The sequence below is a fragment of the Vreelandella sedimenti genome (genome assembly GCF_013416325.1).
Lineage (GTDB): Bacteria > Pseudomonadota > Gammaproteobacteria > Pseudomonadales > Halomonadaceae > Vreelandella > Vreelandella sedimenti.
The window spans coordinates 87,047-109,529 of record NZ_JACCGK010000016.1 but is presented as its reverse complement, the minus strand read 5'-3'; the positions used below and the strand labels follow the sequence as shown (position 1 = coordinate 109,529).

The following is a 22,483-nucleotide window of genomic DNA, read 5'->3' as shown; positions in this document are numbered from 1 at the left end:
TAGCGCCTTTACCCGCTTTAACAACGATAAATCAGCCACGACCCACCTGCTCACCGCCTATCTGCCCACTACCTACCATCAGAGCCAACTCGGCCGTGCGGTTGGCGTAGCCCCACTCGTTGTCGTACCAGGCATAGAGTTTTAGCTGGGTGCCGTTGATAACCATGGTGGAGAGTGCATCAATGATGGAGCTGCGCGGGTCGGTGCGGTAATCAATCGACACTAGCGGGCGCTCTTCATAGCCCAAAATACCGGCAAGCTCGCCATCAGCGGCGGCTTTTAGCGTCTGATTAACCTCTTCGACACTCACTACACGCTCAAGCTCGAACACCATATCAGTGAGCGAAGCATTCGCCAGGGGTACACGAATCGCATGACCATTAAGCTTACCCGCTAACTCAGGAAAAATGGCTGTGATGGCTTTCGCGGAGCCGGTCGTGGTGGGGATCAAGCTCATACCGCAAGCACGCGCCCGGCGCAGGTCTTTGTGCGGGGCATCTAGAATTGTTTGGGTATTGGTAATGTCGTGCACTGTGGTCATTGAACCATGGCGGATACCGAAGGTATCCTGAATGACTTTGACCACCGGCGCCAGACAGTTGGTAGTGCAACTGGCAGCGGTGACGATCTTATGTTGAGTAGGATCGTAAAGGTGGTCGTTCACCCCCACCACCACATTAAGCACGCTCGCCTCTTTCATAGGCGCACTCACCACCACACGGTCGACGCCTTGATCAAGATACGCCTGCAGTTTATCGGTGGTTTTCATTACGCCCGAACACTCGATCACGATATCGCAGTTCGACCAATCGCTATCAGCAATTGCTTTATTAACGCTAAAGACGACAGTTTTTCCATCGAGAACGATAGCGTCATCGGTTGCCGAGATGCCCTTCCCTGGTGCCCAGCGCCCGTGAACTGAATCAAACTCCAGCAGGTGAGCAAAGGTTGCCGCATCGCCGCCCGGGTCGTTAATGCGTGTTATTGCTACCGCGCCAGCGTCTACCTGACCCCACAAACTGCGCAGTGCCAAACGCCCAATCCGTCCAAAGCCGTTAATGCCAATACGTAGTGCCATGAGTGCCTCCTAAGCTAACGGTTACACAATCTATTAAGAGAAAGCATAACGGCTATATACGTTAAAACATATATAAACACTTAAAAAAACGCTTACTAACAAACAGGCCCACCATCATGTAGTAGGCCTGCGTAGTAAGTATTAATTAGTAAGCTTTAATTAACCATAACGGCCAGAGATATAGTCCTCGGTCTTCTTCTGTGCCGGGGTTGAGAACATCACTTTGGTATCGTTGTACTCAATGATTTCCCCCAGGTGGAAGAACGCCGTGTAGTCCGCCACTCGCGCCGCCTGCTGCATATTATGTGTCACGGTAATGATGGTGAATTTCTCTTTCAGCTTGTCCATCAGATCTTCGATGGTGGCGGTCGAAATAGGATCAAGCGCTGAGGTTGGCTCATCCATCAAAATCACATCAGGCTGAACCGCAATAGCGCGAGCAATACACAACCGCTGCTGCTGACCACCGGACAGAGAGGTGCCTGGCTCATGCAGCTTGTCTTTCACCTCGTTCCACAACCCAGCGTCGCGCAGCGCTTTTTCAACCAATTCTTCCTGCTCGGCTTTACGGCTGACCAAGTCGTGCATGCGTGGTGCGTAAGCGATATTTTCAAAGATCGACTTAGGAAACGGATTAGGCTTTTGGAACACCATACCCACCCTGCGGCGGAGCGCCACTTCATCCATTTTAGGTGCGTTAACGTCCAACCCATCCATCTCGACCAGACCTTCGGTGCGTACGCTAGGAATCAGGTCGTTCATACGATTCAAGCAGCGTAAGAACGTCGACTTACCACACCCCGAAGGGCCAATCAGCGCCGTCACATTTTTCTGGAAAAGGTCAATATTCAGATTTTTCAACGCTTGGTTTTTGCCATACCACAGATTCAAATCGCGAACTCGGAAACTCAGGTCGTGGCACGCAGCTTCATTCCGTGTATAGGGTTGCCCAACCGCAGGTGTCTGCTGGCCGTTCATTACAGTTGCATGGCTATTCATAGAAATATCCTCTATAACGCACTGGCCTACCAGCGACGCTCAAATTTCTTACGCATCACAACGGCAAAAGCGTTGAGTGAGATGAGTATGGTGAGTAGCACCAAAATACCCCCAGCAGTTTTTTCCACAAACGCCTGCTCAGGTTCGCCGGCCCAGGTGAATATTTGCGCAGGCATCACTGTTGCCGCGTTGGTAAAGGAAACGCCCACATCGGGGATAAAGGCCACCATCCCCACAATAATCAGCGGCGCCGTTTCACCCATCGCTTGCGCCAGGCCGATAATAGAACCTGTCATAATACCCGGCATTGCTAATGGCAGAACGTGATCCCGCACTACCTGCCAGCGTGAACAGCCCACCCCAAAGCCTGCGTGACGGATGGATTCAGGCACGCTACGCAGCGCGGTACGCGTCGAAATAATGATCACCGGAAGCGTCATCAATGCCAGCGTCATACCGCCCACTAATGGGGAAGACCGCGGCACCCCGAAAAAGTTAATAAAGATCGCAAGGCCCAGCAGACCAAATAGAATCGATGGGATCGCAGCTAGGTTATTGATATTAATTTCAATAATCTGGGTTAAGCGGTTATCAGGAGCAAACTCTTCAAGATAAATAGCTGTCATCACGCCGATCGGGAAAGATATCGCCAGGGTGACGATCATGGTCATAATGGTGCCGACCACTGCCGATAAAATGCCCGCGTTCTCGGCAATTTTTGAATCACCTGAACCAAAGAAAGTGGTATTAAAGCGTAGATCCACTTGTCCAGATTCAACTCGGGCATCGAGGGCTTCCTGCTCCTCCTCACTCAAGCGATGCCGGTGCCCTTTTAAGTACTGATCCACCTCGCTATTCGCCAACACCCACTGTTCTTCGCTGGTGCCGATCATGTCAGGATTGTTGCGTAGTTCCATGGGAATCACGCGAACCACGGTGCGGCTGATTAACGGTAACAGCTCTTCGTCAAAGGCTTGTCGTCCGTCAGTCTCTGCTTCTTGTGTGTAGCTAATCTCGGTTTGTATATACGCCTGCTGGAAAGCAGGTAGACCTTTATTCAACATATCGGCAAAAAACAGCACCAGAAAAAGGCCCGCGAGACCTAACGATCCCATGGTGATCCATTTAAGGCGGGTAGACTTTCGGTGACGCCGCTTAAGCTGCTGGCTGATTTCGTCAAAAGAGTGGCTCATCGAAACAGTTCCTCGGCGTTACAGGTTATTCACGCGGTATTTTTCACGGAAACGACGGATCATCAGTACTGACACCAAGTTGAGTGCAAGTGTGATCACGAAGAGCACGAGTCCAAGGGCAAAAGCTGATAATGTTTCGGCACTCTCAAACTCCTGATCGCCGGTGAGCGCCGCCACGATACGCACAGTCACCGTGGTCATATCTTCCAGCGGATTAGCGGTTAAATTAGGCCGCATCCCCGCCGCCATAACCACGATCATGGTTTCACCCATGGCACGAGACATACCCAAGAGCGACGCTGAGATAATCCCCGGCATGGCAGCGGGCACTACCACATCGCGAATCGTTTCCCCTTTGGTCATACCCAGTGCCAGCGACCCTTGGCGCATACTATCGGGCACCGAATTGATCACATCATCAGATAGCGATGAGATAAATGGAATGATCATAATGCCCATTACAATACCGGGAGCCAACGCATTATTATAAGACGCATCGAGCCCCAGAAAACCGGCAATATTGACAATGATCGGCGCCACGGTGATGGCGGCAAAAAAGCCATAAACGACGGTAGGAATACCTGCCAATACTTCTAACACCGGCTTGGCGACGGTTCGCACTTTGCGCGGTGCAAATTCAGACATATAAATCGCTGAAAGCAAACCGATAGGCACCGCCACCAGCATAGCGATGGCAGTAATCATAAAGGTGCCGGCAAACAGCGGTACCGATCCAAACTCAGCGCCGCTACCATCACCGCGACCCGCGGATGCTAAAAAGCTCGCGCCAGGATTCCAAGTGGTGCCGGTGATGAACTCCCAGAAGCTGTGCATTTGGAAAAAGCGCAGCGCCTCGGAAATAATCGAAATTAAAATACCAAATGTCGTCAAAATGGAGATTAACGCTGCCCCAGCCAGGGTCATGCGAATGACCCGCTCAATGGCTTGACGGGCATGAAAATCGGGTTTTACTTGATTAAGACTCACCAGTAGCCCGATGGCTGCTATCACTAGGCTTGCCGCCAGCAAATAAAGCGTAGGAATGTCGGCGCCCATTAGAAGCAAAACGAAAGCGCCCAAGGCACTCACTACCACGGCCGGCCCGGCGGTGGAGAGTACTGTAAACCAAGCGTATTGGTCAGGCTGGGCGAACATCGCCGTACCCGCGCTACGTAACCGAGTGGCTTTTGAACGGCCAGCAAAAAAAGCCAGCAGCCCCAGCAGCAATAATGCACTGCAAAAAATCAGAAGAAGCTGGTTGGTCTGCATCGCATCTCTCTCACGTGGTCACCGGTTAAGAAACCTATCAACAATAACGGGTCGGCAGCTTGCGCTGCCGACCACTTTTACATCTGACCTACCAACTTACTTAAGAACGTCTGCTGTCATTGCAGTGCGGTCTGCGACAGCTTGGCGCCACTCTTCGCGCTCTTCTTCTGGCAGAACGATCAAGCCGATATCACGCAGATAGCCATCGTCACCAATCATCATTTCGCTCATAAACATGTCGACATAATCGTACATCGGTGGCACTTCTTCAGCGTGCTGGTTCTTCACGTAGAACCAAAGTGAGCGCGCGATAGGATATTCACCGGAGCTGATCGCGTCAGCCTCAGGATCGACGCCATCAATACTGGCGGCGCTGATAGTGTCAGTATTTTCTTCCAGGAAAGAGTAGCCGAAGATACCAAAGGCACCGGTGTCTTCTGAAAGGCGCTGAACAATCAGGTTATCGTTTTCACCGGCATCGATATACACACCGTCAGAGCGGATATCGGTATAGGCTTCATCGCCGTAAACATCCATTCCCTCAGACGCAGATTCCATTACCAGCTCTTCAAAAGCATCGCGGGTACCCGAAGTTGTCGGCGGCCCATAAATGGAGATTTCACGGTCTGGCAGCGAAGAGTCGATCTCACTCCAGTTGGTGTAGGGGTTTTCAACTAACTCGCCATCAACCGGTACCATGGCAGCGACTGCCATGAAGATCTGTTCGCGGGTTAAAGCAATGTCATCGTTTTCGCTTGATTGACCCAATACGATACCGTCAGAACCGATTTTAGCCTCGGTGATATTGGTAACACCGTTCTCTTCACAACGTTCAAACTCAGACACTTTCATGCGACGAGAAGCGTTAGTAATGTCGGGTGTGCCTTCACCAACACCGTTACAGAACAGACGCAAACCGCCGCCCGAACCAGTCGATTCAATAACAGGCGTCGGGTTACCAGTAGTCGCACCGAACTCTTCCGTTACATAGCTGGCAAACGGGTAAACGGTACTGGAACCAACGATTCGGATTTGATCACGGGCTTGAGCAACACCGGCAACGCTCATTACAGCAGCCGCGATAACGGTGGTTTTTAGAATACGGTTCATGCGAAATACTCCTGTTCATGTAGGGATCTGGCCTTCGCAAGGCATACCTTGCACTGGTTCTATGACAACTTCATGACAGCGAGCAAAACGTAGAAAAATTTCCGTTACATAGAGGCAACCAGGCCTCACATCACCACAAAAGCCCTAGCGCTGCGAGGGAACATAACGCCAGCGAGGCACCTTGTAGCAGGCGCCGGTCTAATCGGTGGGCTACGGTATCTGCCAGGGCGTTACCTATTAATACCGAGGGCAGGAAGGTAAGCGCGACCTGGAAATGCCAAAGCTGAATCTGGTCAGCCAAAGCGAGGGTGATTAAAGTTAACAGAGAGGTCAAGATGAAAAAGGCGGCTAGATTGCCGCGCACTCGATCAGCGGGCAAACCATGCATCAGCAGCACGATGGGCGGGCCACCAATAGCCGCAACGGTGCCAAAAATGCCAGAGAGCACCCCTGCGCCGAACAGCGTTATTCGGTTTACCGGCAACTGAAAGCGGCACAAGGTTACGAGTACCGCAAACAGGACGATGACCGCAATCAGCTTTTCTAACACAAACATGGGGGCGGCAAGTAGCAGCCAAATACCCAGCGCATTGCCGGGAAGGCGCCCCACTAGCGCCATACCAATGGAATCCAGACGCACCTCGTGCCAGTAGTGACGCACCATCATCAGCGAGACGGTAAACCCGAACAGCACCAGAGTGACCGGCACCAGGCGAGGCTCTAGCATCAACAATAGCGGTGCGCCGATAATGGCCAAACCAAAGCCGGTTGCGCGCTGCACAAAAGCACCCATTAACAGTACGGCGGAGCAAGCTAACCAAGTGCTCATTGGCATATTGACCCAAGCCAGCATGCTATCCATTCAACTTATCCATTCAACTTATCCATTCAAACTATCCATACGCCCTACCCATTTGAGAAACTATCCATCCGCAGCAGGTGCTTTAGTCAGTTTGCGTACACCGATATTGCCTAGCAACGCAGCGCCCAGCATGGTGAGCACCATGGGCCAAAGATGCTCTACCTCGAACAGCCCTACCATCACTCCCGCGAGGGCGCCGCAGGTAAACTGGATCCCGCCCAGCAACGCCGTTGCCGTGGCGCTGATATGGCCAAAATGATCCAGTAACGACGAGATCGCGTTGGGCGTGATCAGCCCGATCATACCGGTAAACAGCATAATCAACGGTACCACGATCACTAGCGACGCGATGTCCAGGGCGGTCACGGCTACCAACCCAAGCGCGGCCACCAGCTGTATAAGCAACCCTAAACGCAAATTTTGCTGAGGCATGCGCTTGCGGAGCAGATGAATATTGATCCGATTAGAGAGCGCAATAACGACAACGTTGACCCCAAACACTAGCGGATAAGTGCCGGGGGAGAGGCCAAAATAGTCGAGGTAGAGAAACGGCGAAGCGGTCACGAAGGCAAACAGGCCGGCAAAAGAAGCCGCTACCGCACAGATATAGCCCATGCCTTCACGATGCTTAAGCACGCTGGCATAGTTACGTATTACTTGCCGTGGTGAAGCTGCAGGCAGCGACATATCGCGAGTTTCAGGTAACCGCGTTCCCAGCAGCCAGAGCAAAAAGCCCGCGTAGACGGCCAGAAATACAAAAATCAGCCACCAACCGGCAATATGCAACAATAAGCTGCCCACGGTAGGCGCCACCAATGGAGCCAGCATCATGATCATCGCCATGGTGGACATCACTTTGGCGGCTTCGCGCCCGCTAAAGCAGTCGCGCACAATCGCCGCCGAGTTGACCACACAGGCCCCGCCCCCCAGCGCCTGGATAAAACGCCAGACCAACAGCGTGGGCAAGCTTTCGACCTGAGTGATAGCCAGGCTGGCGAGCATAAACACGACCAGGCCGCTCAGCAGCACGGGCTTTCTGCCCAAGCGATCCGAAAGCGGCCCAAAACATAGCTGGCCCAGTGCAAAGCCGAACAAAAACACGCTGATGGAGAGTTCAGTACGGTGAATGCTAGCACCGATACTTTCAGCGATGACCCCCATGGCAGGCAAATAAGCGTCGATAGCAAAGGGCGCCAGCGCCGTATTGGCGGCAACCAACAGTGCTACCCGGCGAGGATTCAGATCCATGGGTCTCCTTAAGGCGATAATGTACGCACTGGAATAGATAGGCCGCTAATCATAGCTGATTTTAAGGCCTTTGTCGGGATTGGAGACTATCGGTAGATAGCCCTTGGGCTTGGAAGTGACCAGGGGCTTATCAAGGAGAGGAGGAGCTTAGTGATGCGTAGTGGCGTCTTGCGACTCAAGCATGTCAACCAGTGGCTGAAACTGCTCACGGTTATGCTCGTTCATATGCATTAAAATACGGTGGGCTTCCAGGATGCGATCACGCAGCCCTTCTTCGTCTGCCGGCTCTTGGGGCAGCTCTTCAAGCTCATTGTTGAGCGTACTCGTCTGCTGTAGCGGCGCTTCCATCAGCGTGAAGAAACGCGCAAAGCCCATCACGTCCAACATCTGCCGCACATCAGGATTATCAACAATAATCGTCGGCGGCTGCTCCAGGCGCCCTTTCACCGCCATCGCGACCTTGGCCAGAAAGCCAAGTGCCGTCGAATCGACATTGGTGGCTTCACGCAGGTCAATCAATACGGCACGCAACCCCGGCGTCTCGGCAAGACGCTGGGCTTGAGTATCCAGTGTGGCACAGAGCGTCAAACGCACATCACCACACAGTTTTAGAACAAAAACACCAGAATCGAACGCCGCTTTAATGCGGCCCTCTTCAATCAGCATGACCAAATCCGCTCACCATCATGATTGTTAGATCATCGGGTAAAGCATCGCGCTCTTGGTTGGCATCAAACTCTGCATCCCCTTCGGCAAGAAGTGCATTCGTTTCTGCTAGCCGGTCGCGCAACTGCTCAAGCGTTACACTCTCGCTTACTAATTGCTCAAGCTCCTTGAGCCGCGTGTCGAGCGTTTTACCCGGCAAGCATTCCAATACTCCATCTGAGCAGAGCCATAGACGAAATTTATTCGGCAATGCACAACTCAGCGAAGGATACTCCACATCGGGGAAAAGGCCTACCGGCATTCCCTCGCCTTCTAAACGGCGTAGCTCTCCCTCTGCTGCCAACAGGGGCATGGGAAGCTGCGCGCCGAGCGAATAGTGAAGAGTATGCGCCTCGTGGTCAATAACACCGACAAATAAGGTGGCATGTTTACCAATATCGGTGCCCTGCAGCTCGCGGTTCATCGCCTTTAACCAATCAGGCGGCAGATTTTCCGGATGCTGGCCATCCCACTCACTCAGCCAGCGGTTGCATAAATATTTGAGCAGCACGGTAACAAACGCCGACGAGGCGCCATGCCCCGATACATCAGCGAAATAGAAAGCACTGTAGCGCTCGTTATAGCGCTGGTAATCGAGGAAATCACCAGACAAATAGAGCGAAGGGGCAAATACGTAGTCGTAATACACCCCGTTAATCACCTTGGGCCGCAGCGGTAACAAGCGCCGCTGGATATGCCCTCCGCTTTGCTGATCCATCCGCAGCAGCGCGAGGTGGGTCTCTAGGCTCTCGTTTAACTCCGCCAGCCGTGCATGGTCACGCTCGCGCTCCAGCGCCAAATCGTTGAGCTCAATGGCCTTACGAATCATTCGTCGCAACAGCTCGGCGTGTCGCAGCGGGTGGACAATATAGTCTACCAGCCCCACATCAATCGCTTTGATCAAGTCGGCATCCTGACGCGAGTCACTGACTACCAGTGTCGGTAGGCGTCGCGTTAGGTGTGTCCATTGCTGCCGCGGAACTGCTCGAGCATGGGCAACAATGAGCGCCGTGTCAGCGGGCAAATGCGCGATATCCTCCGCGGCAAACACCCACATGCCATCGCAGGTGATCGCTTCAGACAGCGCATCACGTTCACGACCAGGTTCGTCGATCACCGCGATCAACTGCTTAGAATGATCCATCATAAGCCTCAATCGGTGACTTCGTTGTCACCAGAGTCACTATCATCCTGACCACTGTTGTCAAAATCGCTGTCATCAAAGTCGAAGGTTTCGCTGGCAAAGGGGTCATCACCCAATTCTCCATCGCTCACCTCAAATTGGCGGCTCTGCAAGTAAGCGTCACGAATAAAACGGTAGCGATCACCACGAATTAATTCTTCCTGGTCAAGCAAACCCGCTCGAATATCGATCACATTGAGTGCAGTAAGGCTCACTCGCACAGTATCGTCTTCTACATAATTAACGGGGTTCGTTGCCATGTTAGCGGGCATACCGGTGGTATCCCTCAGCGTGCTGGGGCCAAAGAAAGGCAGCACCAGATAACGCGAATCTTCCCACCCCCACACCGCTAACGTTTGGCCAAAATCTTCCTCATCCGCAGTAATTTCCATTAGGGTGGCATAATCTAACAGTCCGCCAATGCCTACCGTGGAATTAATCAAAAAACGTGATGTGGCGAGGCCCGCGTTTGCCGGTTTACCCTGCAGCACGCTATTAAGCGCAGTACGCACTTCGCCTAAGTTGGAGAAAAAATTACCCACCCCCGTTTCCACTGGATCAGGGGTAATAGCGCGATAGCCTGTTGCCACCGGCTTGAGCGCGTAGCGATCCAACACATCGTTAAACGCAAAAACTTTGCGGTTAAAGCCTTCCCAAGGGTCTTCGGGAGCAGCATTTTCCGCCGTTTGCGTACTGGCACAGCCGCCGGTTGTGAGTAACGTCACCAGCAGTAGTGACAACCCTTTGCTACGCAGCGAAAGCGCAGGCTTCTCGTTATTAAACCACTGCCACATGACATTTTCCTTTTTCAATTCCCCTACACCTTTACAGACATTTATAAACGACGAATAACCACACTGCCCGCGCTATAGCCCGCTCCAAAGGAGCAAATCACGCCAATATCGCCCTCCACAAGCTCCTCGCGATGTAGGTGAAAGGCGATGATAGAACCCGCTGAACTGGTGTTGGCGTAACGATCCAAAATAATCGGCGCCTGTGTTTCACTCGGGTCATAGCCCAATACTTTGCGGGCAATTAAATCGTTCATATGCCGGTTAGCCTGGTGTAGCCACATGCGCTTCAGATCGCCACCGGTCAACTCTAAGGAGGCCAAATGATCAGTGATCAATTTAGCCACCATCGGGCAAACTTCTCTAAATACCCGACGCCCTTCCTGCACAAACAGCTTATCCAAGGCTAGTGGGTCACTGTCCGTTACACGGTTAAGGAACCCTGCATTATTACGGATCGCGTTGGAAAACTGGGTAACCAGACGCGTACCGAGAATTTCAAACTGCTCATCGGCCACCGCAATGGCGCTATTTTCTAGTACCACAGCAGTACAAGCATCGCCGAAAATGAAGTGGCTGTCACGGTCTCGGAAATTGAGATGCGCCGAGCAAATCTCCGGATTGACCACCAGGGCACGCTTCACACTGCCGGAGGCTATGGCGTTGGCAGCCGTTTCCAACGCAAACGTCGCTGAGCTACAGGCCACATTCATATCGAACCCGTAGCCACTTGTGCCCAAGGCCTGCTGCACTTCGACCGCCACAGCGGGGTAGGCGCGCTCCAGGTTTGAGCAGGCCACGATCACCAGCTCAATGTCAGCAGCATCTACCTTGGCAGTAGTCAGCGCCTGCTGCGCGGCAGCGGTCGCCATCTCGCACTGAGTTGAAGTTTCGTCATTGCCCCGCTGCGGCAGTTTAGGCCGCATACGCTGTGGGTCAAGGATGCCAGATGCATCGAGCACATAGCGGCTCTTAATACCGGAGGCTTTTTCGATAAATTCGCTGCTTGAATGTGCCAGCGGTTCGCTTTCGCCGCGCGCAATGGCTCCGGCATGATGTTCATTCTCGCTGTCTACCCAAGCATTAAATGCCGCCACCAGGGCCGCATTATCAATGGCGTGTTCCGGTGTATAGAGACCTGTACCGGTAATCACCACATGTGTCATGCCAATCTCCTCTAAGCGGCTTGCCGACGTGACCGGCCATCAATGTAGCGTGCGACTTACGGCGACCCCATCACGTTACTGTGTGCGTAAAATAGCGGTTTTTCCAGCAACTTTTTTCAACCCCTAGCTAAACGCTAGTGATCTCTTGCCAGCGTTTTTCAAGTCGTTTTACCGACACCACCATGTTAGTCCCCAATTGCTGCGCGAATAGCGACACCCTAAGTTCTTGCAACCACCAGCCAAAAGCGACCAATTCAGGGTCTTCCACCCTTCCACGTCGCTCGCTTTCGCGGCGCGCATCAAAGCGGGCCTCTAATGTCTGGACATCTTGCATCATCATTTGATCGCGACCGCGCTCACGGGCAGCTTTTTCAAACCGAATGAGCGCCGCCTCGGTGTAGCGCGGGTATTCGTCCAGCCAAGCGCCCGCATCGCGGATAAAGCCTGGATAGACCAGACGCTGCATCTGAGCGCTAACATCGCTATACACCAACGCCAGAGCAAAATTAAGCTTCCCTTTGAGCACCTTACTGACCGCCAGATGCCCTTTTAACGCGGCCTCTACGCGCACCAGCAGTGTTTTAGCTTCGTTTAAAAGCTGGCCTTGAGTAGCGTTCAGCCGCTGGCTAAACTCGCCTTCCGAGCGCGGCAGGGGATGCTGAGCAATCACCTGGGTAAACACCGCGAGCAGAAGATCGTCGATCAAAGCTTGTTTACTGCCCACTTTGGCGAACAGTAGCGCACACTTCTCAACACCCGGCAGTTGTTTAATCTCTTTAACCTGTTCAGGTAACTTGGCAATTGCCAGCCGGGCGATGCCCTCCTGGTGGGCAGCGTCAGCTTTTGCAGGGTGGTCAAACAGCGCCACCTTGAATTCGCTGGCGTCAATGCCGCTGGTTTTAGCATTCCTGGTTTCAGCGACCAGGGCAGGATACGCCTCTACGCGAATACCTGCCTGGGTGGTAACTCGCGAAGCTGGCAGCGGCGTCTTGGGTAGCCCGGCCACAGCTGGCTCTTGGCTAACCTGTTCAGCCAGGGCCTGGGCGCCTGCACTGGCTGCCGCTTCAAAGCGCTGCTCTAAAGCACGCAGATCGCGCCCCTGCCCTAAGGTTTCGCCCGCATGATCGACCACGCGAATATTCATGATCAAATGCGGTTCGAGCACGTCTAGGCGCCAGTCGTCGGGATGCACCCGGGTCGATGTACGGAGGCGAATAAACTCCCCCAAGGCCTCGGTTAACGGGCGCTGATCAGACACCAGAGTCTCCAGCGCCGCGTCCACCCAATCGGGAATTGGCACCACCTGGCGGCGGATGCTTTTCGGCAGCGATTTGAGCAGCGCAATACACTTTTCACGCAACAGCCCAGGCACCAGCCACTCCAGGGCATGCACCGGCACCTGAGGTAGCATGGCGGCGGGAACGGTCAGGGTAACACCATCATCCTCGGCTTCAGGGTCAAAGTGGTAGCTGGCCGGATAGGCCACGCCCGCCAGAATCAAATGATCAGGATACTGCGCCTGGGTAACGTCGTCCGCGTCGCGCGCTTTAAGTGAATCAATATCGAAATGCAGTAATTGCGGCTCTTGCTGCTCGGCCTGCTTGCGCCAGTGCTCAAAGCCCTTGCCGTTGACTATCTCCGCCGGGATCCGCTGGTCGTAAAAGTCATAGAGCGTGTCTTCATCGACCAGAATATCTCGCCGCCGAGCGCGGTCTTCCAGCGCTTCGACTTCGTCGATCAACGCGCGGTTATGGGCAAAGAAGGCACCTTTGGTGTGAAACTCCCCTTCCACCAGCGCACGGCGAATAAACAGCTCCCGGGATTCCTGGGGGGCGATAGGTCCGTAGTGCACCCGGCGTCGCGCCACAATCGGTAGGCCAAACAGCGTTACCTGCTCAAAGGCCGCTACCTGGGCGCGTTTCATTTCCCAGTGCGGTTCGCTGTAGCTGCGCTTAACTAGGTGCTGCGCCTGGGGTTCAATCCACTGCGGATCGATTTTGGCCACGGTGCGGGCAAATAGCTTAGAGGTTTCCACCATCTCGAACGCCATGATCCACTTAGGCGACTTTTTTGCCAACCCTGAGCCTGGATGAATCATAAACTTGCGATTGCGGGCGCCGAGATACTCGCGGTTCTCCACCAACGTCCCCAGATTAGAGAGTAGCCCCGAGAGTAGCGCCTGATGCACTTTGCCCGAGGTTTTACGCCGCGTTTGACGCGCCTGCTCTTCGCTCTCGTCATCATTGCGGGGCGGCGGAGCGGGCACATCGATGTCCATATCGCGCAGTAGTTGGCGCAGTTGGCGGAAGGTGTCGTGCCACTCGCGCATGCGCAGGTAGTTGATGTAGTGCTCGCGGCACCAGCGGCGCAGCTGATTACCTGAAAGCGCCTCACGGGCGTTCTCAATGCCGTGCCAGAGGTTCAGCAAGGCGATAAAGTCGGAATCCGGGTCGTGCCAGCGCTGGTGGGCCTGGTCGGCCGCTTGGCGCTTATCCGCCGGGCGGTCGCGGGGGTCTTGTATAGCGAGTGCCGAGACGACGATCAGCACATCGCGCAGGCTGCCGACTTCGGCACCCGCCAACACCATGCGCGCCAGGCGCGGGTCAATCGGCAGCCGTGCTAGTTTACGCCCGAGCGGAGAAAGACGCTGTTTTTCGTCCACCGCACCCAGCTCGAACAAGAGTCGAAAGCCGTCTTTGACGAAGCGACTATCCGGGGGGTCAACAAACGGAAAGGCCTCGATATCGCCGAGCTTGAGACCCAGCATCGAGAGAATCACCGAAGCAAGATTGGTGCGCTGGATTTCCGGGTCGGTAAAGCCGGGCCGGGAGAGAAAATCCTCTTCACTGTAGAGGCGAATGCACACGCCTTCGGCAATCCGCCCACAGCGCCCTTTACGCTGGTTGGCGCTAGCCTGGCTAACCGCTTCTACCGGCAGTCGCTGAATCTTGGAACGGTAGCTATAGCGGCTGATACGTACGAGGCCAGGGTCGATCACGTAGCGAATCCCAGGCACCGTCAGCGACGTTTCCGCGACGTTGGTGGCGAGTACAATGCGCCGGCCACGGTGCGGCGCAAACACGCGGTTCTGCTCTTCGTTGGAGAGTCTCGCATAGAGTGGCAGGATTTCAGTGCCTTTCAGCTCGGCGCGGCGCAGGGTATCGGCAGTTTCACGAATTTCGCGCTCACCAGGTAAAAACACCAGCACATCGCGAGGGCCATGCAACCAGCCTTTTTCGCGTTCAACGGCTTCAATCTCTTCCACCGCGTGCAGAATGCCCTCTTGCAGCGTGCGGTCTTCTTCATCGTCCTCATCGCGCACCAGCGGCCGGTAGTGCACTTCAACGGGGTAGGTGCGCCCGGTGACTTCCACCACCGGTGCAGGCGTCTTGGCGGTGCCGAAGTGCTTGGCAAAGCGCTCCACGTCGATAGTCGCCGAGGTAATGATGACTTTTAGATCGGGCCGCTTGGGTAGTAAGCGTTTGAGATAGCCGAGTAGAAAGTCGATATTCAGGCTGCGCTCGTGGGCTTCATCAATAATGATGGTGTCGTAGCGCAGCAGCAGCGGATCATGCTGGGTTTCGGCCAGCAAGATCCCGTCGGTCATCAGCTTGACCAGGGTCGTTGGGCTGCTCTGGTCGGTGAAGCGCACCTGATAGCCCACCTGCTCGCCCAGAGAGGCTTCCAGCTCTTCCGCCAGGCGACTGGCGACACTGCGGGCAGCCAAGCGACGCGGTTGGGTGTGGCCAATTAAGCCACGGCGGCCTCGGCCCAGTTCCAAACACATTTTAGGCAGCTGGGTGGTTTTGCCTGAGCCGGTCTCCCCCGCCACCACCACGACCTGATGATCACGGATGGCGTTGACAATATCCTCCCGGCGTTCAACCACCGGCAATTCTGGCGGATAGTTGAGGGCAACCTTTTGACTTTCGCGCTGACTGAGCTGTTGTTGGGCACGCCCAAGTTCGCGCTGCACCTCGTCCAAGCCACGGCTAATCGGCTTGTTATCACGCAGGCGACGGTTTAAACCGGTCAGCCGCCGCTCCAGCCGCTCTGCATCGCGCAGCATCACATCGCCCGCGGCCAGTTTCAGCGACGCAAGACGTTGGCTATCGGTGGGGGCTGGGGATGTGTCGGTGGTCACGATTGAGTCGGCTTCCATTCGCTTGGGCATTTAACAAGAGATATTAATAAGAGTTATAAAAAATCAACCCGCTCAATTGAGCGGGTCGTATAGTGTAACGCTTTCAGCGCCGCGACGCCTAACCACAAAGCAAGCAGGAAGCGGGCGAGCCCAGGTTTCCACAAGGGCGCTGTGAACCCATCCGTGGGCGCTACTTTCGCCATCTGACCGCCATGGATGGCGGAAATGCCGGAATTGTCAGGAATATTTTCCGGCCATGGCGAAAGACCCTTGTTACAACCTGCCCTCGCCCGCTAATCGAGGTTTATTAATGGCTATCTGATTACGTTTTTGAGGGCACTTCGTCACGCAGCTGACGGCGGAGTACTTTACCCACATTGGTTTTGGGCAGCTCATCGCGAAATTCTATGAATTTCGGCACTTTGTAGCCAGTGAGCTCTTTTTTGCACCAGTCGCGTAGCGTTTTTTCATCTAGCTGGTCATTTTTACTGACCACAAACAGCTTGATGGCTTCGCCAGCATTGTCATCCGGCACACCGACCGCCGCAGACTCAAGCACATCCGGGTGGGCTGCCACCACATCTTCAACTTCATTGGGATAAACATTAAAACCAGAGACCAGGATCATATCTTTTTTGCGATCAACGATGCGGATATAACCATCATCCTGCAGCACAGCGATGTCGCCGGTGTGAAACCAACCATCCTCATCGATGGCGTCACGGGTTTCATCTTCACGCTGCCAGTAGCCTTTCATCACCTGCGGCCCTTGCACGCACAGTTCTCCCGGCTCGCCCAATGCCACGTCGTTGCCATCAGCGTCGACGACTTTTACCGCGGTGCCTGCCACGGGCTTACCGATAGTGCCCAGTTGGATCGCATCGGTCGGGTTGAAGCTAACAATGGGAGAAGTCTCGGTCAGGCCATACCCCTCGGCAATTGGGCAACCGGTGGTTTTTTCCCAACGCTGCGCCGCTGCTTTGGTCAGCGCCATGCCGCCGGAGATCGTCAGCTTCAATTTGGAAAAATCGAGCTGCTTGAAGTCATCGCGATTACACAGCGCATTAAACAGCGTATTGAGGCCGATAAAAGCAGTAAAGGGCAGCCCCTTTAGCTCTTTGACAAAACCATCCAGGTCGCGAGGGTTAGTGATCAGCAAAGAGTGGTTACCGGTTTCCATTAGGAACAGACAGTTAACCGTAAAGGTATAGATGTGATAAACCGGTAGCGGTGCGATAACCAGCTCTTCGCCATCAGTCAGATGAGGGCCAATCGCTTCCCGCGCTTGCAGCATATTGGCGATGAGATTGCGATGGGTCAGCATTGCACCTTTTGGCATACCCGTAGTACCACCGGTATATTGCAGCGCGGCTAACTCATCGGGACTTCTCTTGACCTCGGTATGGCCAAGTGAGGTGCCTTTTTTCAATGCATCGCGAAAACTAATCGCACTGGGTAGTGAATAAGCAGGCACTATTTTCTTAACATGCTTCACCACTGCATTGATTAGCCAGCGCTTGGGAGCATCGTGTAAGTCGGCTAGCTGGGTGACTAAAACGTGTTTGATATCTGTTTTATCGAGCACTTTCTCCAGCTTGTCGGCCATATTGGCCAAAATCACAATGGCTTTAGCGTTGGAGTCCTTGAACTGGTTGGCCATTTCCCGCTCGGTATACAGCGGGTTGGTGTTGACCACTACCAAGCCTGCACGCAGTGCACCGAATACCGCCACAGGAAACTGCAGTACGTTGGGCAACTGGATGGCAATACGATCACCGGGAACGAGGTCGGTTTCATGCTGTAGCCAAGCAGCAAAGTCTGCGGAAAGGCGGTCAAGATCAGCGAAAGAGAGCGTTTTGCCCATACAGGAAAAAGCTGGCTTGTCCTTAAAGCGTGCTACTGCGTTATGAAAAACATCCGTGACTGAATCGTACTGATCCAACCCTTCAAGCGCTGGGCCACGTAAAACGGCGGCGTTGGCGTGTTCGCTCATGGGCAATCTCCGCTATTGGCGTCGGCGTAAGTCACCGACCTTGTTGTTGTCGCTAGGCTCTATCTGAAAAAAACAGGTTAAGAAGCCCAACGATATACGACCTCTAACAGGCTGTAAAACGATCGATTGAAACTAACGTTTCAACTTTAGCCCATAGTCGGGTTCACTTTATTTGCTGCTGCGTCCCTCATTCCAATTTAGTAGATCGTTTCTTTATGGACAGTAACGCGCCTGAATTTCTCCATCACGCCAGACCAATAGCTCACCCGGCACCATCCGCTGCCAGGCTTCATTGTGCGTGAGCGGTTCAGTGGCAATCACTGAAACGATGTCGTCAGGCGTGGTATGTTCGGCAAAATTCACCGTCATCTCGGCGTCGGAGAGCTCCGCCTCGCCAAAGGGCGCGCAGCGGGTAATATGCGCAAGCTTCGTGGCACAAAATGTATATAAGTAGCCCCCATCAGAGAGCAGCATATTGAACACGCCCAGTGCTCTTAGTTGCTCACATAGCTGATGCAAGCGCTCCCACAGCGTTGCGGGATCAGCGGGCGGGGAAGGAAATTCACGGCGAAGTTCGCCCATTAACCAGCAGTAAGCATACTCGCTATCGGTGCTGCCAACCGGGGTGTAGTTTCCTAACGTTAAACGCTCCCAGCCACTTAATTGCCCATTGTGAGCATAGCACCAGGGTCGCCCCCACATTTCTCGCGTGAAAGGGTGGGTATTGGCAAGCTTTACGCCCCCCACGTTGGCTTGGCGAATGTGACTGATCACTACATTGGACTTAATCGGGTAATCGCAAATTAGCCGGGCGATAGGGGAATCGACGGAGGGATGGGGATCGCGAAAATCGCGGTAACCGCCCTCTTCGTAGAAAGCAATTCCCCAACCATCGCGATGGGGGCCGGTGCCCCCACCGCGGTGCAAGAAGCCCGAAAAGCTAAAACAGATATCGGTGGGCACATTGGCGCTCATACCCAGCAGTTCACACATACGCTTCACACATACACTTTACACACACTTAGACACCCTTCGACCTCTGCAAAAGCATTGGATCTAAACACAGCCATTAACCAATCATCGGTTCGCGACGGCGTGGTGATTCGCTTTCATCGGCACTCTCTTCTTCCTGGACGACATACTCATCGTCCCCAGGACGGCGCCACCACCACAGAGCAACACCAATAAGCGCGCCTAATGCCATCCCCAACACCAGCCACATTAGCCCGCCACGAAGTGCCGCGCCGTTGTTTTCTAAAAAGCCAACCGCTGCCACCATCGCCGAAGGTGCCCAACCGGTATAGAATTCACCCTCTTCTATTAACGGCAGCCGGAAAGTAGCGGGTGCCCATATTGCCCCTGCCACCATCCAGGTCAGTACAAGACGTGGCAAGCGAGGCAGAAAAGTGAACGCAAAATAGACTGCGATAATCACTAACAGCGACAGCCCGTAATAACTCAACCACAGTAGTGGCGTTGAATTTGCAAACAGCATAATACCCCTCATATGGGTGAACTCACCCGACGTTGATTTCCCGTTATGGTACCTATCAATTTATGAAAGCACAGCAAGGCATACCTTCAGGCTTACCCGCTGCACGCTATTATCGCGCTAATGACCCGCAATGGCACTGGTTAGAAGAGCGCGACGACCCACAGGTCAGTGCCTTTTTAGAGGCCGCCAACCAGCAACAAGCCGCTTGGTTTGCCCCACTTGCCCCGCTGGAGGAAGCGTTATACCAGAGTCACCTAGCGCGCCGCGAATTAGCCGTGACCAGCCTTAAGACAACGCTTGACCACTTCACGTTCTGGAACGAAACCAGTGCCGAGGATGACTACCCCTGCTGGTGGCGCCACCCCAATCGCCAGCCTGAACAACAGGAATGCTTTTTCGACGTTAGAGCCCGTGCTGCCGAGCACGACTTTTACGACATGGGCGATATGGCGCTGTCTCCCGATGAGCAGTGGTTGGCCTGGACAGAAGATACTCAAGGCGACGAGCGTTTTACCCTTTGGTTGAAAGCGCTGCCTAACGGGACGCCTGAGCAACTATTAAGCGATATTGGTGCGGGGCTGTGCTGGGCAGAAGATCAAACTACTACTACAGCGACTCTGCTGTTCACGCGGTTTGACGACACTCAGCGCCCAGACAGCGTTTGGCGGCTTTCGCTTTCACTGATGGAGCCTGACGCTTCAAATGAGCCAGTATTAGTGCTAAGAGAAGAGGATCCTGAGTTTTGGCTCGGTATTGGCAAAACGCGCTCGCGGTCGTGGTTGCTGCTAGAAAGCGGCTCAAAAGACACCAGTGAAATTCACCTATTGGCCGCTCACTCTCCTGATTCAGCCCTGCAGTGTATTCAACAGCGCCAAGCGGGGGTTGAGTACAGCATTGATCACCGGCCAGGCAGCTTTTACCGCCTGCATAACCAGGCAGGTGCTCACTTCCAACTCGACTTCCTGCCCGAAAGTCAGCTTGGTCAGCCCCAATTGAATTGGCAAACGTTAATCGCCCACCGTGAAGAAGCCACCCTGGAAGGCGTTGATGCGTTCTCTTGGGGGCTGATGCTGGCTGAGCGCGACCATGCCCAGGCGCAAGTGCGTTTGCGGCGCTTACTTTTCGATGCTCAGCACAACTGCTCCCTGGATGAGACCCTGGCACTGCCTGAACAACCCTGCTCACAGATGCTGGAAGATGCGCCGCACTTCGATACCCGGGTAGTGCGCCTGCGCGAAGAGTCGTTTACCCAGCCGCCCAGCTGGTTTTCACTCGATCTAACCAGCGGCGAACGAACGCTACTGAAGCGGGTACCTGTTTACGGCAACTTACAGCCTGAACAGCTAGTCAGCCGCCGCCTTTGGGCAACCAGCAGCGATGGCGAGCAAGTGCCCGTATCGGTGGTGCTGCGCGCCGATCTGGCGGATCAGCCCTTGCCCACGTTGCTATATGGCTACGGTGCCTACGGCGATGCGCTTGACCCTTGGTTCTCGATTGCCCGGTTGGAACTGCTTGAGCGCGGTGCGGCCTTTGCCGTTGCTCATGTGCGCGGCGGCGGCGAACGCGGCGAACCCTGGTATTTAAACGGCAAGATGGCCCACAAGGAGAACAGCTTTGACGATTTCCTGGCCGCCCGGGATGCGCTTGTAGAACAGGGTGTCAGTGATTCACTGCGCATAGCAGCCTATGGCGCCAGCGCTGGCGGGCTGCTGGTCGGCACCTGCATTAATCGTGCGCCGGAAAAGTTTTGCGCCGCTCTGCTAGATGTGCCCTTTTTAGACGTACTGCGCACGATGCAGAACCCGGAGCTACCTCTGACGACCGCGGAGTACAGCGAGTGGGGCAACCCTGAAGAACCAGAGGTCGCCGAGCGAATAGCTGCTTACTCGCCCATCGATAACATTAAAGCGCAGATATACCCTGCACTATGGATTGAGGGTAGTTGGTTCGATACCCGTGTCAGCTACTGGGAGCCCGCCAAGTTTTATGCCCAGGTGGCACAACAGCAGCTGGGTTCAGCGCCAATTTTGATGCGCACCGATATGAGCAGCGGCCACGGCGGCGCATCCGGTCGATTCAAAGCGTGGCGCGATACCGCCCGCCAAGACGCTTTTATTCTCTGGGCGCTGGGACTGCACTCGCAAGCATCTTCAACTTCTGAGTAAAGTGCTCGAAGGGAACTACATCGGCAGCACGGCAATGATATGTGACTCCAATTGCTGCTCCGGCACCTCATCTTGGGACACCGCAAAGCTGCGTACGCTGACGCCTTTGCGGTGAACCCGCTCGGCGTCATTGCTTAACAGCGGGTGCCAACCCGCCAACTTGCGCCCTTCAGCCACCCGCCGGTAACCACAGCTCTGCGGCAGCCAGGTGAACTCTTTAACCAAGGCAGGCGTCAGTTGGGTGCAGTCGGGAACGGTTTCAAAGCGGTTCGCATAATCGCTGCACTGGCAGCTGTGAATATCCAGCAAGCGACAAGCAACGTTCAGTACTGCTAACTCCTGAGTCTCCTCGTCGTGCAGCTTTAGCAGGCAGCACTGTCCACAGCCATCGCATAACGCTTCCCACTCCTGGGGCGTCAACTCTTCGAGGGTAAAGCGCTCCCAAAAACGTTCGCGCATTGCGGTCTCCATCGTCTCCTGACTCATTATTTCGAAAAACTCATTATGATGGGGGTGTATCTTGGTGGCTTAATTCAGCCAATAGTTCGGGCCATAGTGTGTGGAAATCGTTCTCTAACCCTTGATAATCCTCATACAACCAAGGCACTAAAGCAGCCAACTGATTGGGGCCAGACAAACGCCGCCCAATCCCGGCAACGGCCCGGCAGGTAAACGCAAAGTCAGCATAGCCTCTTAGCCAGTCCTGTTCGACGAGAATCGGCATCATTCCGGCCAGGCGATTCGGCGCGGCACGGGCGGAGAGCAGTCTATAACAGCGCTCAACAATTGCTTCTTGATCCGCCTGCCCCGCCGTATCACGGGCCAGGAAATGATCCCACACCATATCCAGCGCTATCCCCGCATAGCGCCGCTGTCCCGTTGGCGCACGCCGCCGTGCATTAACAACGCTCGGGTGGTTATCTACCCAGGCATCCACTCGACGGTGATGGCGAATGCCCAGGGCAGTAGCAGCAGGCCAATCGGTCAAATTGCGCCCCTTAACACCATCGGCAATTAAATTACCGTAGAGAAAGTCATCGCTACCAGCGCTCACCAACCACGCATGGGCAAGAAAATTCATA

The 22,483-nt window shown here is 54.4% G+C and carries 18 protein-coding genes; 1 reads left to right on the top strand and 17 read right to left on the bottom strand.

From position 1 onward, the window contains the following. Positions 1–31: 31 nt before the first annotated feature. The 15 genes from HZU72_RS17980 to HZU72_RS17910 form a co-directional block, all read right to left on the bottom strand. A complete protein-coding gene (locus tag HZU72_RS17980) occupies positions 32–1,078 on the bottom strand; it encodes an ArsJ-associated glyceraldehyde-3-phosphate dehydrogenase (protein WP_180094593.1) in 1,047 nt (348 codons plus the stop codon). A 159-nt stretch (positions 1,079–1,237) separates the two neighbouring features. Continuing rightward, entirely contained in the window at positions 1,238–2,077 is an 840-nt protein-coding gene (gene pstB / locus HZU72_RS17975) for a phosphate ABC transporter ATP-binding protein PstB (RefSeq protein WP_009288023.1), read from the bottom strand. A 26-nt stretch (positions 2,078–2,103) separates the two neighbouring features. Beyond that, positions 2,104–3,270, bottom strand: coding sequence for a phosphate ABC transporter permease PstA (gene pstA / locus HZU72_RS17970; RefSeq protein ID WP_180094591.1), 1,167 nt, complete (start codon positions 3,268–3,270; stop codon positions 2,104–2,106). Positions 3,271–3,288: 18 nt separating this feature from the next. Next, complete coding sequence (pstC, locus tag HZU72_RS17965; RefSeq protein ID WP_009288021.1) at positions 3,289–4,539, bottom strand: phosphate ABC transporter permease subunit PstC; 1,251 nt, start codon at positions 4,537–4,539, stop codon at positions 3,289–3,291. A gap of 96 nt (positions 4,540–4,635) precedes the next feature. Continuing rightward, entirely contained in the window at positions 4,636–5,649 is a 1,014-nt protein-coding gene (locus HZU72_RS17960; protein WP_180094589.1) for a substrate-binding domain-containing protein, read from the bottom strand. A gap of 130 nt (positions 5,650–5,779) precedes the next feature. Continuing rightward, on the bottom strand, positions 5,780–6,511 hold the full coding sequence (locus HZU72_RS17955; RefSeq protein WP_180094587.1) for a sulfite exporter TauE/SafE family protein: 732 nt from the start codon (positions 6,509–6,511) through the stop codon (positions 5,780–5,782). A 60-nt stretch (positions 6,512–6,571) separates the two neighbouring features. Then, positions 6,572–7,759, bottom strand: a complete 1,188-nt coding sequence (locus HZU72_RS17950; RefSeq protein ID WP_180094585.1) for a Bcr/CflA family multidrug efflux MFS transporter — start codon at positions 7,757–7,759, stop codon at positions 6,572–6,574. 147 nt (positions 7,760–7,906) lie between these two features. Beyond that, positions 7,907–8,425 (bottom strand): STAS domain-containing protein, encoded by a 519-nt coding sequence (locus HZU72_RS17945; protein ID WP_180094583.1) that lies wholly within the window; start codon positions 8,423–8,425, stop codon positions 7,907–7,909. Then, positions 8,415–9,608 (bottom strand): PP2C family protein-serine/threonine phosphatase, encoded by a 1,194-nt coding sequence (locus HZU72_RS17940; RefSeq protein ID WP_180094621.1) that lies wholly within the window; start codon positions 9,606–9,608, stop codon positions 8,415–8,417. Before HZU72_RS17940 ends, HZU72_RS17945 begins: the two co-directional genes overlap by 11 nt. Before the next feature lie 8 nt (positions 9,609–9,616). Then, entirely contained in the window at positions 9,617–10,441 is an 825-nt protein-coding gene (locus HZU72_RS17935) for an MlaA family lipoprotein (protein ID WP_180094580.1), read from the bottom strand. A gap of 41 nt (positions 10,442–10,482) precedes the next feature. After that, positions 10,483–11,604, bottom strand: a complete 1,122-nt coding sequence (locus HZU72_RS17930) for a beta-ketoacyl-ACP synthase III (protein ID WP_180094578.1) — start codon at positions 11,602–11,604, stop codon at positions 10,483–10,485. 127 nt (positions 11,605–11,731) lie between these two features. After that, entirely contained in the window at positions 11,732–15,766 is a 4,035-nt protein-coding gene (gene hrpA, locus HZU72_RS17925) for an ATP-dependent RNA helicase HrpA (protein ID WP_180094575.1), read from the bottom strand. Between the two features lie 304 nt (positions 15,767–16,070). Next, on the bottom strand, positions 16,071–17,741 hold the full coding sequence (locus tag HZU72_RS17920) for an AMP-binding protein (RefSeq protein WP_180094573.1): 1,671 nt from the start codon (positions 17,739–17,741) through the stop codon (positions 16,071–16,073). Positions 17,742–17,954: 213 nt separating this feature from the next. Further along, the gene (locus HZU72_RS17915; RefSeq protein WP_180094619.1) at positions 17,955–18,734 is read right to left on the bottom strand and encodes a class II glutamine amidotransferase; all 780 of its coding nucleotides are present in this window, start codon (positions 18,732–18,734) and stop codon (positions 17,955–17,957) included. Between the two features lie 76 nt (positions 18,735–18,810). Continuing rightward, positions 18,811–19,236 carry a hypothetical protein gene (locus HZU72_RS17910; protein ID WP_180094571.1) on the bottom strand — a complete coding sequence of 142 codons (426 nt, stop codon included), beginning with the start codon at positions 19,234–19,236 and terminating at the stop codon, positions 18,811–18,813. A 62-nt stretch (positions 19,237–19,298) separates the two neighbouring features. Here HZU72_RS17910 and HZU72_RS17905 point away from each other — a divergent pair, with 62 nt between their 5' ends. Beyond that, a complete protein-coding gene (locus tag HZU72_RS17905; protein ID WP_180094568.1) occupies positions 19,299–21,401 on the top strand; it encodes a S9 family peptidase in 2,103 nt (700 codons plus the stop codon). A 15-nt stretch (positions 21,402–21,416) separates the two neighbouring features. On the opposite strand, the gene HZU72_RS17900 is transcribed toward HZU72_RS17905, so the two are convergent. Next, positions 21,417–21,872, bottom strand: coding sequence for a YcgN family cysteine cluster protein (locus HZU72_RS17900; RefSeq protein ID WP_180094617.1), 456 nt, complete (start codon positions 21,870–21,872; stop codon positions 21,417–21,419). Between the two features lie 31 nt (positions 21,873–21,903). Beyond that, the gene (locus tag HZU72_RS17895) at positions 21,904–22,482 is read right to left on the bottom strand and encodes an acyl carrier protein phosphodiesterase (protein ID WP_180094566.1); all 579 of its coding nucleotides are present in this window, start codon (positions 22,480–22,482) and stop codon (positions 21,904–21,906) included. Position 22,483: the final 1 nt, after the last annotated feature.